Annotated in this window: 13 protein-coding genes and 2 pseudogenes; 9 read left to right on the top strand and 6 right to left on the bottom strand. The window is 60.4% G+C overall.

Features of this window, described 5'->3' with window-relative positions; all coding sequences use genetic code 11:
- Positions 1-12 precede the first annotated feature (12 nt).
- The 9 genes and pseudogenes from hisI (at position 13) to HX790_RS14560 (ending at position 7,102) form a co-directional block, all read left to right on the top strand.
- Positions 13-405, top strand: a complete 393-nt coding sequence (gene hisI / locus HX790_RS14595) for a phosphoribosyl-AMP cyclohydrolase (protein WP_012721796.1) — start codon at positions 13-15, stop codon at positions 403-405.
- A gap of 2 nt (positions 406-407) precedes the next feature.
- A complete protein-coding gene (locus HX790_RS14590) occupies positions 408-740 on the top strand; it encodes a phosphoribosyl-ATP diphosphatase (protein ID WP_017138590.1) in 333 nt (110 codons plus the stop codon).
- 25 nt (positions 741-765) lie between these two features.
- Entirely contained in the window at positions 766-1,044 is a 279-nt protein-coding gene (locus HX790_RS14585) for a twin-arginine translocase TatA/TatE family subunit (protein WP_056860633.1), read from the top strand.
- A gap of 10 nt (positions 1,045-1,054) precedes the next feature.
- Positions 1,055-1,456: a Sec-independent protein translocase protein TatB gene (gene tatB, locus HX790_RS14580; RefSeq protein ID WP_017138592.1), complete on the top strand. Its 402-nt coding sequence runs from the start codon at positions 1,055-1,057 to the stop codon at positions 1,454-1,456.
- The gene (tatC, locus tag HX790_RS14575; RefSeq protein WP_176991726.1) at positions 1,453-2,244 is read left to right on the top strand and encodes a twin-arginine translocase subunit TatC; all 792 of its coding nucleotides are present in this window, start codon (positions 1,453-1,455) and stop codon (positions 2,242-2,244) included. Before tatB ends, tatC begins: the two co-directional genes overlap by 4 nt.
- The gene (locus HX790_RS14570) at positions 2,241-2,948 is read left to right on the top strand and encodes a 16S rRNA (uracil(1498)-N(3))-methyltransferase (RefSeq protein WP_017138594.1); all 708 of its coding nucleotides are present in this window, start codon (positions 2,241-2,243) and stop codon (positions 2,946-2,948) included. Before tatC ends, HX790_RS14570 begins: the two co-directional genes overlap by 4 nt.
- 192 nt (positions 2,949-3,140) lie before the next feature.
- A pseudogene (locus HX790_RS29865) lies at positions 3,141-4,199 on the top strand (methyl-accepting chemotaxis protein); the annotation flags it as partial.
- The gene (locus tag HX790_RS29860; RefSeq protein ID WP_370589464.1) at positions 4,185-5,057 is read left to right on the top strand and encodes a methyl-accepting chemotaxis protein; all 873 of its coding nucleotides are present in this window, start codon (positions 4,185-4,187) and stop codon (positions 5,055-5,057) included. The pseudogene HX790_RS29865 and the gene HX790_RS29860, both read left to right, overlap by 15 nt.
- 137 nt (positions 5,058-5,194) lie before the next feature.
- Positions 5,195-7,102, top strand: a complete 1,908-nt coding sequence (locus tag HX790_RS14560; RefSeq protein ID WP_017138596.1) for a methyl-accepting chemotaxis protein — start codon at positions 5,195-5,197, stop codon at positions 7,100-7,102.
- A 56-nt stretch (positions 7,103-7,158) separates the two neighbouring features.
- On the opposite strand, the gene HX790_RS14555 is transcribed toward HX790_RS14560, so the two are convergent.
- The 6 genes and pseudogenes from HX790_RS14555 to HX790_RS14530 all read right to left on the bottom strand — a co-directional run bounded on the left by HX790_RS14555 (position 7,159) and on the right by HX790_RS14530 (position 15,224).
- Positions 7,159-7,893: an amino acid ABC transporter ATP-binding protein gene (locus tag HX790_RS14555; protein WP_176991724.1), complete on the bottom strand. Its 735-nt coding sequence runs from the start codon at positions 7,891-7,893 to the stop codon at positions 7,159-7,161.
- On the bottom strand, positions 7,886-8,845 hold the full coding sequence (locus HX790_RS14550) for an amino acid ABC transporter permease (RefSeq protein WP_017138598.1): 960 nt from the start codon (positions 8,843-8,845) through the stop codon (positions 7,886-7,888). The genes HX790_RS14555 and HX790_RS14550 overlap by 8 nt, the downstream gene beginning before the upstream one ends.
- A gap of 123 nt (positions 8,846-8,968) precedes the next feature.
- Positions 8,969-9,766, bottom strand: coding sequence for a transporter substrate-binding domain-containing protein (locus HX790_RS14545; RefSeq protein WP_099549483.1), 798 nt, complete (start codon positions 9,764-9,766; stop codon positions 8,969-8,971).
- Positions 9,767-9,986: 220 nt separating this feature from the next.
- Positions 9,987-10,787: a transporter substrate-binding domain-containing protein gene (locus HX790_RS14540; protein WP_138452866.1), complete on the bottom strand. Its 801-nt coding sequence runs from the start codon at positions 10,785-10,787 to the stop codon at positions 9,987-9,989.
- A gap of 111 nt (positions 10,788-10,898) precedes the next feature.
- Positions 10,899-13,543 (bottom strand): annotated as a pseudogene (gene mdoH, locus HX790_RS14535) (glucans biosynthesis glucosyltransferase MdoH).
- Positions 13,536-15,224: a glucan biosynthesis protein G gene (locus tag HX790_RS14530; protein WP_170039139.1), complete on the bottom strand. Its 1,689-nt coding sequence runs from the start codon at positions 15,222-15,224 to the stop codon at positions 13,536-13,538. The pseudogene mdoH and the gene HX790_RS14530 overlap by 8 nt, the downstream one beginning before the upstream one ends.
- Between the last annotated feature and the right edge of the window lie 295 nt (positions 15,225-15,519).

Raw genomic sequence — 15,519 nt, 5'->3', positions numbered from 1 at the left:
CCGGAGCCGAACATGAAAGACTGGCTGGACGAGATCAAGTGGGACAGTGACGGCCTGGTGCCGGCCATTGCCCAGGACTACAAGACCGGGCGCGTATTAATGATGGCCTGGATGAACCGCGAGGCCTTGAGCCTCACCGCCACTGAGCAGCGCGCCATTTACTGGTCACGTTCGCGTGGCAAACTGTGGCGCAAGGGCGAAGAGTCCGGGCACGTGCAGACCCTGCACGAGATGCGCATCGACTGTGACGCCGACGTGGTGATCCTGAAGGTCGAGCAGATCGGCGATATCGCCTGCCATACCGGCCGTCACAGCTGCTTCTATCGCGTGTTCGAGAACGGCGAGTGGAAGGTTGTGGAACCGGTGCTCAAAGACCCGCACGCCATTTATTCCGCAGGACACTGAACATGAGCGATACCCTGAACCGTGTGGCCCAGGTGCTGGAAGACCGCAAAGGCGCGGACGCCGACAGCTCCTATGTCGCAAGCCTTTACCACAAGGGCTTGAACAAGATTCTGGAAAAACTTGGCGAAGAGTCGATCGAGACGATTATTGCCGCCAAAGATGCGCAAATCAGCGGTGATTACAGCGATGTAATCTACGAGACCGCAGACTTGTGGTTCCATAGCCTGGTCATGCTCGCCCAACTGGGGCAGCACCCACAGGCCGTGTTGGATGAACTGGACCGTCGCTTCGGCTTGTCCGGGCATGCAGAAAAGGCCTCGCGCCCGTCCGCCTGAATAACTTTTACAGAGGAATTGCAGCATGGGCATTTTTGACTGGAAACACTGGATCGTCATTCTGGTGGTCGTGGTACTGGTGTTCGGCACCAAGAAACTCAAGAACCTGGGCACTGACGTGGGCGAGTCGATCAAGGGCTTTCGTAAAGCCATGAACGACGATGAAAAACCGGCCGATCCGATGGCCAATCCGGTACCACCGGCGCAGCCTGTACACCCACAGGCCACCCAGCCGATCACCGAGCGTCGTACCTTCGACGTGCAGGCTGAAAAAGTCCAAGAGCCGACCCGCAAAGACTCGTGAGCACTGACTAATGTTTGGTATCAGCTTCTCTGAACTGCTGCTCGTCGGCCTCGTGGCCTTGCTGGTACTGGGGCCGGAACGCCTGCCCGGTGCCGCACGCACGGCCGGCCTGTGGATCGGGCGCCTGAAACGCAGTTTCAACGCCATCAAACAGGAAGTTGAACGGGAAATCGGCGCCGACGAGATCCGCCGCCAGCTGCACAACGAACATATCCTGTCGTTGGAGCAGGAGGCGCGCAAGATTCTGTCGCCGGTTCAGGAGCCCGCCAAACCGGTGGAACCTGTGCCCGAAAACAGCATTGCTCCGGCCGCCGAAGCATCGCCAACCGCGCCCGCCCCGACTGAGCCAGCGCCGACGCCCGTAGCGTCGCCCGCTCCCCATGACCCTACATTGCCGCCGCGAGCCCCATGAGCGCTGATAAACCGGAAAACGACCAGCATATGCCGCTGGTCTCGCACCTCACCGAGCTGCGGACCCGCCTGCTGCGTTGCGTAGCGGCCATTTTCATCATCTTTGCCGGGCTGTTCGCCTTTACCCAGCAGATCTACACCTTCGTCTCCACGCCCTTGCGCCAGTACCTGCCGGCCGGCGCGACGATGATCGCCACCGACGTGTCGTCACCGTTCCTGACGCCGTTGAAGCTGACCATGATGGTCTCGCTGTTCCTGGCGATCCCGGTGATCCTGCACCAGATCTGGGGCTTTATTGCGCCGGGCCTGTACAAGCATGAAAAGCGCATTGCGGTGCCGTTGCTGGTGTCGAGCATCCTGCTGTTCTACACCGGCATGGCCTTCGCGTATTTCCTGGTGTTTCCGCTGATCTTCAAATTCTTCGCCGCCGCCACTCCGGCCGGCGTCGAAATGATGACCGACATCACCAGCTACCTCGATTTCGTGATGACGCTGTTCTTCGCCTTTGGCGTGGCCTTCGAAATCCCGGTGGCCGTGGTGCTGCTGGTGTGGATCGGCGTGGTCGACGTCAAATACCTGAAGAAAGTGCGCCCCTACGTGATCATCGGCTGCTTCGTGGTCGGCATGATCCTCACGCCGCCGGACATTTTCTCGCAGACCCTGCTGGCCGTGCCGATGTGGATACTGTTCGAGATCGGCATCCTGTTTGGCAGCCTGATCAGCAAGCGTGGCGACCACCCGGATGACCAACCCGTCGACGACGACCAGCCGCCAGCGACGCACCCGTGAACCTGCTGTTGCTTGAGGGGGCCGACTTTATCGCGGCCGACCGGGTGATCCTGCGTGATCGGCGCCTGGTGCATATGCAGGAAGTCCACCGCGCGGTGGTGGGCGACAACCTGCGGGTCGGGCGAATCGGCGGGTTGATGGGCAATGCGCAATTACTGCGCCTGGAAGCCGATGAAGCCGAGCTGCACGTGAGCTTCGACCAGCCGCCACCGACCAAACTGCCGCTGACCCTGCTGCTGGCCCTGCCGCGTCCAAAGATGCTGCGCCGGGTGCTGCAAACCGTGGCGGCGATGGGCGTGCCGAAGGTGGTGCTGGTCAACAGTTACCGGGTCGAAAAAAGCTTCTGGCAAACCCCGTTCCTGGAACCGGAGGCCGTTCGCGAGCAACTGATCCTCGGCCTGGAGCAGGCACGGGACACGGTGCTGCCCGAGATCAGCATCGAAAAGCGCTTCAAGCCGTTCGTCGAAGACCGCCTGCCGGCCATGACCGCAGGGACTCTGGGCCTGATCGGCCATCCCGGCGATTACCCGGCCTGCCCACGTGGGCTGGACGAACCGGTGACCCTGGCCATCGGCCCGGAAGGCGGCTGGATCCCCTACGAAGTGGAGCTGTTGGCCAAGGCCGGCTTGCAACCGGTGCAACTGGGTGCGCGCATCCTGCGCGTAGAAACCGCCGTGACCGCCCTGCTCGCCCGGTTGTTCTGAACACCGACCTGCCCCGAAAAAAGTGGGAGCTGGCTTGCCTGCGATTGCATCACCTGGGTATGCCTGATGTACCGAGGTGCCTGCATCGCAGGCAAGCCAGCTCCCACATTGGTTCTGAGAACCTACAGAAACTTCCTACGCTGCCGATAGCCTCTGAATAAGTCCAAGCCTTGTTCCAAAGGAGATCGCAGCATGTATCGTTGGTTAGCCGAAAAACTGGGGAATGTGAGCGTCAATCGCAAGCTGAGCATAGGCTTTGGCTTGGTGTTGATCCTGACGCTGTTGATCACCTTCACCGGCTGGACCGGCTTGGGCGACGTGATCAGTCGCGGCGACAAACTGGGCTTTATCTCCAGCCTCAACGGCCTGACCAAAGACCTGCGCCTGGCGCGCCTGGACTTTGAAATGCGCCGGGGCGAACAAGGCACCGATGCCGTCAACGGTCTGCTGAAGCAACTGGACGATGGCCTCAAAACCGCCCAAACGCTGATTGAACAACCCGACGACAAAGCCCTGGTAGAGCAACAGCTGGAAGCCTTGGGCCAATACAAAAAAGCCTTTGGCACAATGGTCCTGGCCGGCCTCAAGCGTGAGGGTGCACGCAGCAAACTCGGCGACACCGCCGACAACGCCGTGGCCAAGATCAATGAAATCGAAGCGAGCCTGCTGCAAGGCGACAGCGTCACGCAGTTCAACAGCGTGGTCGAGCTGAGCAAGTTGATCCAACAGTCGCGCTTCCAGGTGCGCGGTTATACCTACAGCGGCAAGACCGAGGCCGAGCAACCAGCCCTGGATGCCATCGACAATGCCCTGAAGAAAATCACTGACCTGCAAGGCAAGCTGCCTGAGCAATACCAGGCCAACCTGCAAGAGGCCGGCGTGTCACTGCAAGCCTACCGCGCCGCGGTCAGCCAGTACCGTGACTCCCAAGTGGCCAGCGCCGCCGCGCTGAAAATCATGACCGCCCAAGGCGATATCCTGCTGGGGCACAGCGAAAAACTCACCACCTCCCAGACCGCCGTGCGCGATGCCGATGCCGCGCAGGCTAAACAGCTGTTGCTGCTGGCCACCGTGCTGGCGCTGATCTTCGGCATTCTCGCCGCCTGGGCTATCACCCGCCAGATCGTGATCCCGCTTAACCAGACCCTCACAGTCGCCGAGCGTGTGGCCTCGGGCGATCTGAGCCATAACCTCAACTCCGCCCGCCAGGACGAGCTGGGCCAACTGCAACGCGCCATGCAGAGCATGACCCTGGGCCTGCGCGAGTTGATCGGCGGTATCAGCGACGGTGTTACCCAGATTGCCAGCGCTGCCGAACAACTGTCGGCCGTGACCGAACAGACCAGCGCCGGGGTTAACAGCCAAAAGGTTGAGACCGACCAAGTGGCCACCGCCATGAACGAAATGGCCGCCACCGTGCAGGAAGTGGCGCGCAACGCCGAAGAAGCCTCCGAAGCTGCCGTTGCAGCGGACCAACAGGCCCGTGAAGGCGACAAGGTAGTCGGTGAGGCCATCGCGCAGATTGAGCGCCTGGCTACCGAGGTCGGTAATTCCACGGTGGCCATGGGCGATCTCAAGCGCGAAAGCGACAAGATCGGCAGCGTGCTCGATGTGATCAAGTCTGTCGCCCAGCAAACCAACCTGCTGGCGCTGAACGCGGCGATTGAAGCGGCGCGTGCCGGTGAAGCCGGTCGCGGCTTCGCGGTGGTGGCCGACGAGGTGCGCAGCCTGGCCCAGCGCACACAGAAGTCCACCGAGGAGATCGAAGAGCTGATCGTCGGCCTGCAAAACGGCACTCAGCAGGTGGCGACCATCATGGACAACAGCCGGGGGCTCACCGACAGCAGCGTCGAGCTGACCCGACGTGCCGGCAACGCGCTGAGCAATATCACGCGCACGGTCTCAACCATTCAGGCGATGAACTCGCAGATCGCCACTGCCGCCGAGCAACAAAGCGCTGTGGCCGAAGAGATCAACCGCAGCGTGTTGAATGTGCGCGACGTGTCTGAGCAGACCTCCTCGGCCAGTGAGGAAACTGCCGCATCGAGTGCCGAACTGGCACGCTTGGGGATCTATTTGCAGTCTCTGGTCGGGCGCTTCCGCATCTGACCCGCCCCCACACGGCGGCCAGAGCAAGGCCGCCGTAACTTGTGAAATTTCCTACGCGGTTATCAGCCCGCCACAACCTCGAATCGATTTAGCGTTTCAGCTGTTGCGAAATGCTTCCTCAGATTTGGAGGTTCACCATGTTTCCTCGGCTGACCCGCTTGCTGGTCAACGCCAGCGTCCGTCTCAAACTCGCACTGGGTTTCGGCCAAGTGTTGATGTTAAGCATCCTGATTGCCGCGACCGGCTGGCAGGCCTTGAACGACGTGCTTTATCGCTCACACAGCCTGGCGATCCTGGGGCAATTGGCCCTGGACGCCGAGTCCATGCGCGCCGACAGGATCGTGTACCGGACCCTGACGGACGCCAGCAGCCTGGCCAAAATGAACACGCAGACCGAAAAGATCGACCAGCATCTGGCCGACCTTTCAAGCCGCCTCAAACACCCGGCCGACTTGCAGCGACTGCAGGAAGCAACACGCTTGGTGGCGAGCTTCAAGACAGCGCTGGCGGCCTTGCCCGCTTTGATCGAGCAACGCGAAAGCATCCGCCCGACCCTCAAGAAAACCGCGTTGCAAGCCAGCGATACTCTCGCCCAGTTCGCCAGCGACTTACCGAACCAGGAAGACGAAAAGGCTCTGGATGCTATCGAAAACCTGCGCCAGGCCATGGAGCAGGCCGAAGATCGCGCCCAAAGCCCCGCCTGGGCGGCCGAGTCGCTGCAAGCCTACACCGACGCACTCACCCAGGCGCTCGAAGCCCTGAACGTGGCACAAGCAGCGGTGACCGCGCTGCCCGTGGACGCGGCCCTGCTCAAAGCCGACCTGAGCAGCTACCGCGAACAGTTGACCAAGCTCAAGGACGCCCAGCTCAACACCGAAACCCTGCAAAACCGCTTTGAACAGCAACTCAATGATTTACGCGAGCAAAGCCATCAACTGAGTGACGGCCAGAACAGCAAGCGTGACAGCGAAGCCGAGCAGACCCACACACGACTGCTGAGCGTCACCGTGGCGGCCTTGCTACTCGGTGTACTGGCCGCCTGGTGGATCGCGCGGCAAATAGTCGTGCCTTTACGCGCGATCCTCACCGCCGCCCACCGCATTGCTGACGGCGACCTGAGTCGAGACATTCAAGAGGACCGCCGCGATGAACTGGGCCAGTTGCAGCAGAGCATCGGGCAAATGACCCGCAACCTGCGCAACCTGATCAGCGGTATCGGCGACAGCGCCCGGCAGATCGCCAGTGCCGCAACGCAGCTATCAGCCGTCACCGAGCAGACCCGCGCCGGGGTCAATGACCAGAAGGAGGAAACCGATCAAGTGGCCACGGCGATGAATGAAATGCTCGCCACCGCCCAGGAGGTCGCCCGGCATGCCGAGCAGGCTTCCGTCGCGGCCAATGAAGCCGACCAGGAAGCCAGCGCCGGCGAAAAAGTGGTGACCCAGGCCGTCGAGCAAATCGGGCACCTGGCCCATGAGATGGCGCGCTCGAGCCAGGCGATGATTGCGCTGCAACATGAAAGCCAGAAAATCGGCAGCGTGCTCGACGTGATCAAATCAGTGTCCCAGCAAACCAACCTGCTGGCCCTGAACGCTGCCATCGAAGCGGCGCGTGCGGGCAGTGCCGGCCAGGGTTTTGCGGTAGTGGCCGACGAAGTGCGCAGCCTGGCCCAGCGCACCCAGGAATCCGCCGAAGAAATTGAAGGTTTGATTCTCGGCCTGAATACCGGCACCCAGCAGGTCGCGGACATCATGGACAACAGCCGCAGCCTGACCGACAACAGCGTCGGCCTGACCCGCGATGCCGGCGATGCCTTGGCAGCGATCACGCGTACCGTGTCGATCATCCAGGAAATGAACCCGCAGATTGCCGCCGCCGCCGAGCAGCAAAGCGCGGTGGCGGAAGAGATCAATCGCAGTGTGCTGAAGGTGCGCGATGTCACCGAACAAACCGCTGCGGCCAGTGAGGAAACGGCCGCTGCGAGTGTTCAGTTGACCCGATTGAGCCTGGATTTGCAGACGCTGGTGGGCAAATTCAGGCTTTGATACTCACGGCCCTTGTGGCGAGCGAGCTTGCTCGCCACAGGAAGCTCGGCCTTCAATTACAGGACCTGGCGCAGGAACGCTTGGGCGCGCGGGTCTTTGGGCGCATCGAAGAACTCGGCCGGGGCCGCATCTTCGAGCAATTTGCCGTGGTCGAAGAACAGCACGCGGTCTGCCACTTCACGGGCAAAGCCCATCTCGTGGGTGACGCAGACCATGGTCATGCCTTCCAGGGCCAGGGTCTTCATCACGTCCAACACTTCGCCGACCATTTCCGGGTCCAGCGCCGAGGTGGGCTCATCAAACAGCATTACCTTGGGTTCCATGGCCAACGCACGGGCAATGGCTACCCGTTGTTGCTGGCCGCCGGACAAGCGTGATGGAAACTCGTTGGCCTTCTGCGCGATACCGACCTTTTCCAACAGTGCCAAAGCCTTGGCTTCACGCTCTTGCTTGCCGCGTTTGCGCACGACTTTTTGCGCCAGGCACAGGTTTTCCAGCACGGTCATGTGCGGGAACAAATTGAAGTGCTGGAACACCATGCCGACTTCACGACGGTAGGCATTCACGTCGGTTTTCGGGTCGGCCAGTTGCAGGCCATCGATGCTCACCGAGCCCGAGTCGAACTCTTCCAGGCCGTTAAGGCAGCGCAGGAACGTGGACTTGCCCGAACCTGAAGGACCGATCACCACCAGCACTTCGCCCTTGGCTACCCGGGTGGTGACGTGGTCCACGGCGCGCACCACTTGGCCACGGGTGTCGAAGACTTTTACCAGATCGCGAACTTCAATCACTTTGCGCGAGCCTCCGCTCAAGCCGGCTGGCCATTTTCGACAGCGGCAGGTTGATCAGCAGGTACAGGCCTGCCACACAGAACAGGATTTCAAAGGGCGAGAACGAGGTGGTGATCACTTCACGACCACTTTTAAGCAGCTCGGTAATCGCGATCACCGAAACCAGCGAAGTGTCTTTCACCAGGCTGATAAATTGCCCAGCCAATGGCGGCAGCACGCGTTTGAACGCTTGCGGCAACACCACATGACGCATCGACTGGCTGGCGCTCAACCCCAGGGAACGGGCGGCCTCGTTCTGACCACGGGTGATGGACTGCACGCCGGCGCGGACGATTTCCGCCACATAGGCGCCGGTGAACAGCGACAACGCGGCAATACCGGCGAATTCGCGGGACAGGTTGAGCACCGTGCCGATGAAGAAGTAGAAAATAAAGATTTGCACCAACAGCGGCGTACCGCGCACCAGTTCGACGTAGATCGTCGACAGATCGCGCAAGGTCGGGTTGCTCGACAAACGGCATAAGCCGGTTGCCAGGCCAATCGCCAGGCCGAGGATTCCGGAGACCACCGACAACCACAAGGTCGTCCACAAGCCCCACATCAGCGGGCCCAGCGCCCAATGCCGGGTTACGCCAATAACATCGCCTTCGGCCACGTCATCGCCACGTGACACTTGCAGGCTGTTGTCGGCCACGGTCAGCTTTTGCTCGGCGCCTGCGTCGTTGCGCAAGGTGACTTCGGCCACATCGCCTTTGCGCACCAGCTCAATGACAGTGGAGATGTCGGCGGCGCGCTGGGACGTTTCGGCCTGATAGGCGAAGTACTGCGGCACGCGGTTCCAGCGCCACTCGTAGGACATCAACGAGGTGGCGTAGTACAACGCGCCCGCCAGGCCAACCAGCACGACCACGGTCAGCAGGTGCCAGGGCCATTGGGCTTTTTTCTGTTTCATTTCACTTTCCGAAGATGTATCGCCTGGCATGTCGTCATCGCGGGCAAGCCCGCTCCCACAAGGGAACGCATTTCAACTGTGGGAGCTGGCTTGCCTGCGATGAAGTCGACTCGGTGTCAGCCCTTATTCCATGTCCTTGAGCCACTCGGAGCTCTTGAACCACTTGTCATGGATGCGATCGTAGGTGCCGTCGTTGCGGATCTGGTGCAGGAAGTTGTTGATGTAATTGATGCTGTCGAAATCGCCCTTTTTCAGGCCGAACGCCAGGGGCTCGAAGGTGAAGGGTTCTTCCAGGAACACCAGCTTGCCATTACCGACTTTCTTCTCGGCGACCACGTTGTAAGGTGCGTCATACACAAAGGCATCGGCCTTGCCGTTGACCACGTCCAGCACGCCTTCCTGCTCGTTGTCATAGCCGTGGTACTTGGCTTTGGAGATCAGTTTCCTGGCAACCATCTCGCCGGTAGTGCCGAGCTTGGAGGTCAGGCGGTATTTCTCGTCGTTCAAATCTTTGTAGGACTTGATCGTGCCTTCCAGGTCCTTGCGAATCAGCAGGGTCTGGCCGACCACGATGAAGGGTTCGCTGAAGTTCAGGCGCAGGTTGCGTTCCTGAGTCAGGGTCATACCGCTGCCGATCATGTCGAACTTGCCGGTCAGGAAGGCCGGGATAATGCCGTCATAGCCGGTGGACACCAACTCCAGCTTGACGCCCATGGACTTGGCCATGGCCTTGAGAATGTCGACTTCAAAGCCGATGATTTCACCGCGCTTGTCGGTCATTTCGAACGGCATGTAGGTCGGGTCCATGCCGACTTTCAGCGTGCCGCGCTTGACCGCATCGTCGATGGCGCCCGCATGCGCCGCAGTGGCCGCGACCAGCGCGGTGACGCCGAGCATCAGCATCGAAAGATACTTTTTCATCATCAAGTCCCCTGAAAGATTCTTATAAGGCCGGCGCGCAAAAGGGCTGCACCCATTCGGGGTGCGATCCTAACCCACTCGTTGCCCGTCACAAAGGTTTCACGGGTAAATGTTATCGGCGCATGTCGCAAAAGCCCCACAATGGTGCATCACTGCGCAGGGGCTAGACACATCAGTGCAACAGGCCGGCAATTCATTGATGTGTAAGCAGTTATGACGCTTAGTCGATCTCCGCCATCCAGTCCGTGTCCTTGAACCACTTGTCGTGCAGCCGATCGTAGGTGCCATCCTGGGCAATTTGATTGAGGAAGTGGTTGATCCAGTTGAGGCTGTCGTAGTCGCCTTTTTTCAGGCCAAACGCCAGAGGCTCAAAGGTAAACGGTTGCTCAAGGGCAAAGAGCCGGTGGTTTTCCGGCCTGGCCAGCGCAATCAGGTTGTAGGGTGCGTCATGGACGAAGGCGTCGGCCTTGCCCTCGACCACTTGGCGCACGCCTTCTTCCGGCGTGGTAAAAGTGCTCAGGCGCGCCGCGCCCAAAAACCGCTGCGCAGCCGCTTCGCCGGTCGTGCCTTCAGTCGCGGCGATGCGGTAACCCGCCTCGTCGAGATCTTCGATGCTGGCAATCTTGCCGGCCAGGCTGGGGTTCAGCAGCACGGTCTGGCCGACCACAATAAAGGAGTCGCTGAAGTTCAGCTTGAGGTTGCGCTCCTGCGTCACCGTCATGCCGCTGCCGATTAGGTCGAACTTCTTCGCCATCAGCCCCGGCAACAACTCGGTATACGGCACCGCGACCAGTTCAAGCTCGACGCCCAACGCGCGGCTCATCGCCTGCAGCAAATCGATTTCGAAACCGACGATGCGGCCCTGCTTGTCCTTCATTTCAAAGGGCACATAGGTGGGCGTGGTGCCGACTTTAAGCACACCGCGTCGAACCGCCTCATCGAGGGCACCAGCGCTCAACCAGCCTGCGTAAATCAATGCGATGACGCCGCTCAGCACCGCCAAACAATACCTTTTGATCATTAATCCCCCTGCGACCTAGTCAATTTGGGGGCGATGCGACCCCAGCGACAGGCACGGCAATACGCTTCGAACAAAGGTCTTTTGTTTCGAAATAACAAGGGGTTAGCGTTATCAAGAAGATGTTCTAAACGCTGTAGGACCAGCGCATCTAACGCCCCCGAGGTGAGCCCTCGGGGGCGTCGGAATCAGGCCGGTTGGGCCTGGGAAGACAGCGGTTGCAGCGGCAGCAATGGCGCGTGCGGATCAGCCTTGACCGAAGCACGCCAGGCACCGAGCCACTCGGCGTGACCTTCAGTCCACACCTGCTGATGCAGGCGAGCCAAGGCTACCGGGTCGCTGAGCAATGCCAGGCGCTCGCCGTTGTTGAGGCCGGCGGGGCCGACTTTCAGCGCGTGGCGCACACGTTCCTGACGCAAGTGCTCGATGGGCTCCGCCTCACGGTGACGCGAGGTCGCCAGGGCACAGGCCAGTGCGTTTTGCTGCGGGTCGACCACCGAGCGCACAAACCCGTCATTGAGGGCGTGCCAACGGTTTTCGTGGGTGTATTGCTCAGTCGACAGCAAGGCTTGCGGCGGGTTGTATTCCTCAGGGATCAGGAACAGGCTCTCGTCGCGAGACTTGAGGCCCAGCTTGACCCGGCTGGAGATCACCGACACCGGAATCGACAGCATCAGCGAGCCGACGATCGGAATCAGCCACCACAGGAAGCTTGGGTTCAACCACACCACCAACAGCGCCCACAGAAAGCCCAGCAGGGTCTGTGGACCGTGGCGCTTGACTGCCTCGCTCCATGGCGTGGAGTCGTCGTCACGCTGCGGCGAGTTCCAGGTCGCAGCCCAGCCCAGGAACGCGGCGAGCACGAAACGGGTGTGGAAGATCATGCGCACCGGCGCCAGCAGCATGGAGAACAGCATCTCCAGCAGCATCGACAAGGTCACCTTGAACTTGCCACCGAACTCTTTCGCGCCCTTGGCCCAGATCAGGATGATGCTGAGCAATTTAGGCAGGAACAACAGCACGATGGTGGTGGAGAACAGCGCCACCGCCTTGTCCGGGTGCCATTGTGGCCACAGCGGGTACAGCTGGCGTGGCGCCATGAAGTACTGCGGCTCCATCAAGGTGTTCACCGCCAGCAACGCCGTCGACAGCACCAGGAAGAAGAACCACAACGGCGCCGACAGGTAGGACATCACGCCGGTCAGGAACACCGCACGGTGCACCGGGTGCATGCCTTTGACCAGGAACAGGCGGAAGTTCATCAGGTTGCCGTGGCACCAGCGACGGTCACGCTTGAGCTCATCCAGCAGGTTCGGCGGCAGTTCTTCGTAGCTGCCCGGCAGGTCATAGGCAATCCACACGCCCCAGCCGGCACGGCGCATCAGCGCGGCTTCAACGAAGTCGTGGGAGAGGATCGCACCGGCAAACGCGCCTTTACCCGGCAACGGCGCCAGGGCGCAGTGCTCGATAAACGGCTTCATACGAATGATGGCGTTGTGACCCCAGTAGTGGGATTCACCCAACTGCCAGAAGTGCAGGCCAGCGGTAAACAGCGGGCCATAAACACGGGTGGCGAACTGCTGCATGCGCGCATACAGGGTGTCCATGCCCGACGCACGTGGCGCGGTCTGGATGATCCCGGCATCCGGCGTGGCTTCCATCAAGCGCACCAGGCTGGTGAGGCATTCACCACTCATCACGCTGTCGGCGTCGAGCACCACCATGTACTTGTATTCACCGCCCCAGCGACGGCAGAAGTCGTCGAGGTTGCCGCTCTTGCGCTTTACGCGACGGCGACGGCGGCGATAGAAGATCTTGCCGAAACCACCGGCTTCGCGGCACACATCAAGCCAGGCTTGCTGTTCAGCGATGCAGATATCGGCTTCGTTACTGTCGCTGAGCACGAAGAAATCGAAACGGTCCAGGTCGCCAGTGGCGGCTACCGATTCGAAAGTAGCGCGCAGGCCGGCAAATACCCGGGGCACGTCTTCGTTGCAGATCGGCATCACCAGCGCGGTGCGGGCATCCTTTGGAATCGGCTCGTCACCAGCACTTTTACCGGAGATCCGGTATTTATCGTGGCCGGTCAGCAGCTCCAGGAAGCCCATCAGCGCGGTCCAGAAACCGGCCGAGACCCAGCAGAACAGAATCCCGAACATGATCAGGATGCTGGTTTGCAAGGCGTAAGGCAGCACCTGGGTGGCCGTTTGCAGCAGGGTCTGGTTGCGGATTTCGTCGAAGTCGACCAGCGACCAGCCCTGGTACGGCATGATGCCTTTCATGTACCAGCCGGCCACAATGGTCTGGCCGAGCATCAGCACCAGCAGGATATAGCGACGGATCGAACCCACGGTACGCCAGCGTGCTGCCGGCAATACGCGCTCATCCTTCGGCGGGGCCGGAGGGTTGGTGCGACCGGTCATCCGGCGCCAACCACGCACCAGGATATTGGTACGCCATGGCTCCGGCACCACTTTGGTCCGACGGATCGGCGGCGTGGCCTTCAGGCAAACCCGACCGTTGGCGTCAAGCGCCAGCATCTCGGCGTCTTGCAGCTCTTCGGCGGTATTGAGCGTCAACCGGCGGCCGACCGAGGCTTGGGCAGCCTCGGTGGGTGCGTCGAAAGTCTTTGACGACAAGCGTTCGTGCAGCTCGCTGAAGGAGGTGCAGCCCGCCAGTTCGGCGCGCTGCTCTGCGGTCATCGGGAGGTGCGCCAGGTACTCGGACAGGGTCTCTGGCGTGGCTTGAGAATTACTCATCGGCAGGCAACTGATAGCTCCAGGTTTCGGTCAGGACGTGTTCGGTCTTTTCCGGCTCCGGATTGGCGGGGGCAGCCTCTGGCTGCTTGGCGTCCTTGTCTTTCGCTTCCTTGGCGTCTTTCCTGGCCTGTTTTTCGTGTTGCTTGGCCAGCAGCTTGTCGGCCTTGAGCACCTGGGTCGAAACCTTCTCAGGCTCAGGCTTCACGATGTCCTCAACCAGCGCGGCACGCATTTCGGTGGGCTTGCCTGCGTCCTTGATCTTCATGCGCAGGGTCAGGCGCCAGCCTTTGGTGTGCTCGTTGTAGCGCACGCTGTTTTCAACGATTTCGGCGTTGTCGCCCACGCTCACCTGGCTACGTACTGGCGCATCCGGTGGCAGGTTCTTCAGGGACGGGCCTTCGAAGTCCACCAGGTAGGCCACGCTGCCGTCAGGCTGGCGGATCAGGTTGGATTGCTTCACGTCACCGGTGGAGCGCAAGGTCTGCTTGACCCAGGCGCTGTCGGCCGGGTGCAGGTCTTTCTCGTCCATGGTCCAGTGCAAGCGGTAGCTGACGTCCAGCGGCTCGCCGACTTTCGGCAGCTCGGCCGGGCTCCAGAACGCAACGATGTTGTCGTTGGTTTCGTCGGCGGTCGGAATCTCTACCAGGTCGACAGAACCCTTGCCCCAGTCGCCTTCAGGTTCGATCCAGGCGCTTGGGCGCTTGTCGTAGTTGTCGTCCAGGTCTTCGTAGTGGCTGAAGTCGCGGCCACGTTGCAGCAGGCCGAAACCACGCGGGTTTTCAACGGCGAAGTTGCTGACCGACAGGTGTTTAGGGTTGTTCAGTGGGCGCCAGATCCACTCGCCATTGCCGGCATGGATCGACAGGCCGCTGGAATCGTGCAATTCACGACGGTAGTTGAGCACCTTGGACGGCTGGTTTGCGCCGAACAAGTACATGCTGGTCAGCGGGGCGATGCCCAGTTTGCTGACCTTGTCACGCAGGAACATCTGGGATTTGACGTCGACAATGGTGTCGGTGCCCGGGCGCAGGGTCAGGCGATAGGCGCCGGTTGCGCGTGGCGAGTCCAGCAGGGCGAAGATCACCAGCTGTTTCTCGCCCGGTTTTGGTCGTTCAATCCAGAACTCGGTGAAACGCGGGAATTCTTCACCGGACGGCAATGCAGTGTCGATCGCCATGCCACGGGCCGATAGGCCATAGGCCTGGCCTTTGCCGACGACGCGGAAGTAGCTGGCGCCGAGCATGGTCATGATTTCGTCTTGCTTGTCGGCCTTGTTGATCGGGTACAGCACACGGAAACCGGCATAACCCAGCTGTTCGGTGGCTTTAGGATCAAATTTCACGTCGCCGAAATCGAAACGATTTGGGTCGTACTTGATTTCCTGGACGCTGTCGGCGGTCACTTCGTTGATTTTCACCGGCGTGTCAAAGTGCATGCCCTGGTGATAGAAGGACAGCTTGAATGGCGTGTTCTGATCGGCCCACTCGGCTTTTTCGTTGCGGAAACGAATCTTCTGATAGTCCGCGAATTTCATTTCGCGAAATTCGTTCGGCAGATTGCTGCGCGGAGCTTCGTATTTCTGCCCGGCCAGCTCTTTTGCCTTGGCCGACACATCATCCAGACTGAATGCCCACAGTTGACCCGCCCCGAACAGGCAAAACAGGGCAGAGCCCGTTACCAGTGCGTTTCGTAACCGTTTGGCAGACAATTTTGGTGCATTACAGGGACTAACAATCACGAGCAACCCTCGCCGAAAACAGATCAAAAAACCAACGGCCAGCTATCTATATGCCAGGTTGGCGAGCATTGTTCCGACTCCTCTGGGTCAAAATGATTCCCCAAAGGCCGTCGGACAAGTCTCTACCTAAGTCAAAAATGGACCAATTTACGCTGATCCCCATAGCGCGCGATTATCTAGTAGCCCGCGAAACAACGCATCAGGGACAACGAAGTATTTGTAGCGAAACCCTGCGTTT

Source organism: Pseudomonas sp. IPO3747, assembly GCF_013385245.1.
Classification (GTDB): domain Bacteria; phylum Pseudomonadota; class Gammaproteobacteria; order Pseudomonadales; family Pseudomonadaceae; genus Aquipseudomonas; species Aquipseudomonas edaphica.
Note: the sequence above shows the minus strand (reverse complement) of the source record. Positions and strands in the feature narration are given on the sequence as shown.

Coding starts and splice junctions, on each gene's coding strand:
- HX790_RS29860 (WP_370589464.1), top strand. CDS start 4,185: ATGCAGAGCATGACCCTGGGCCTGCGCGAGTTGATCGGCGGTATCAGC.
- HX790_RS14560 (WP_017138596.1), top strand. CDS start 5,195: ATGTTTCCTCGGCTGACCCGCTTGCTGGTCAACGCCAGCGTCCGTCTC.
- HX790_RS14545 (WP_099549483.1), bottom strand. CDS start 9,766: ATGAAAAAGTATCTTTCGATGCTGATGCTCGGCGTCACCGCGCTGGTC.
- tatB (WP_017138592.1), top strand. CDS start 1,055: ATGTTTGGTATCAGCTTCTCTGAACTGCTGCTCGTCGGCCTCGTGGCC.
- HX790_RS14550 (WP_017138598.1), bottom strand. CDS start 8,845: ATGAAACAGAAAAAAGCCCAATGGCCCTGGCACCTGCTGACCGTGGTC.
- HX790_RS14585 (WP_056860633.1), top strand. CDS start 766: ATGGGCATTTTTGACTGGAAACACTGGATCGTCATTCTGGTGGTCGTG.
- hisI (WP_012721796.1), top strand. CDS start 13: ATGAAAGACTGGCTGGACGAGATCAAGTGGGACAGTGACGGCCTGGTG.
- HX790_RS14590 (WP_017138590.1), top strand. CDS start 408: ATGAGCGATACCCTGAACCGTGTGGCCCAGGTGCTGGAAGACCGCAAA.
- tatC (WP_176991726.1), top strand. CDS start 1,453: ATGAGCGCTGATAAACCGGAAAACGACCAGCATATGCCGCTGGTCTCG.
- HX790_RS14540 (WP_138452866.1), bottom strand. CDS start 10,787: ATGATCAAAAGGTATTGTTTGGCGGTGCTGAGCGGCGTCATCGCATTG.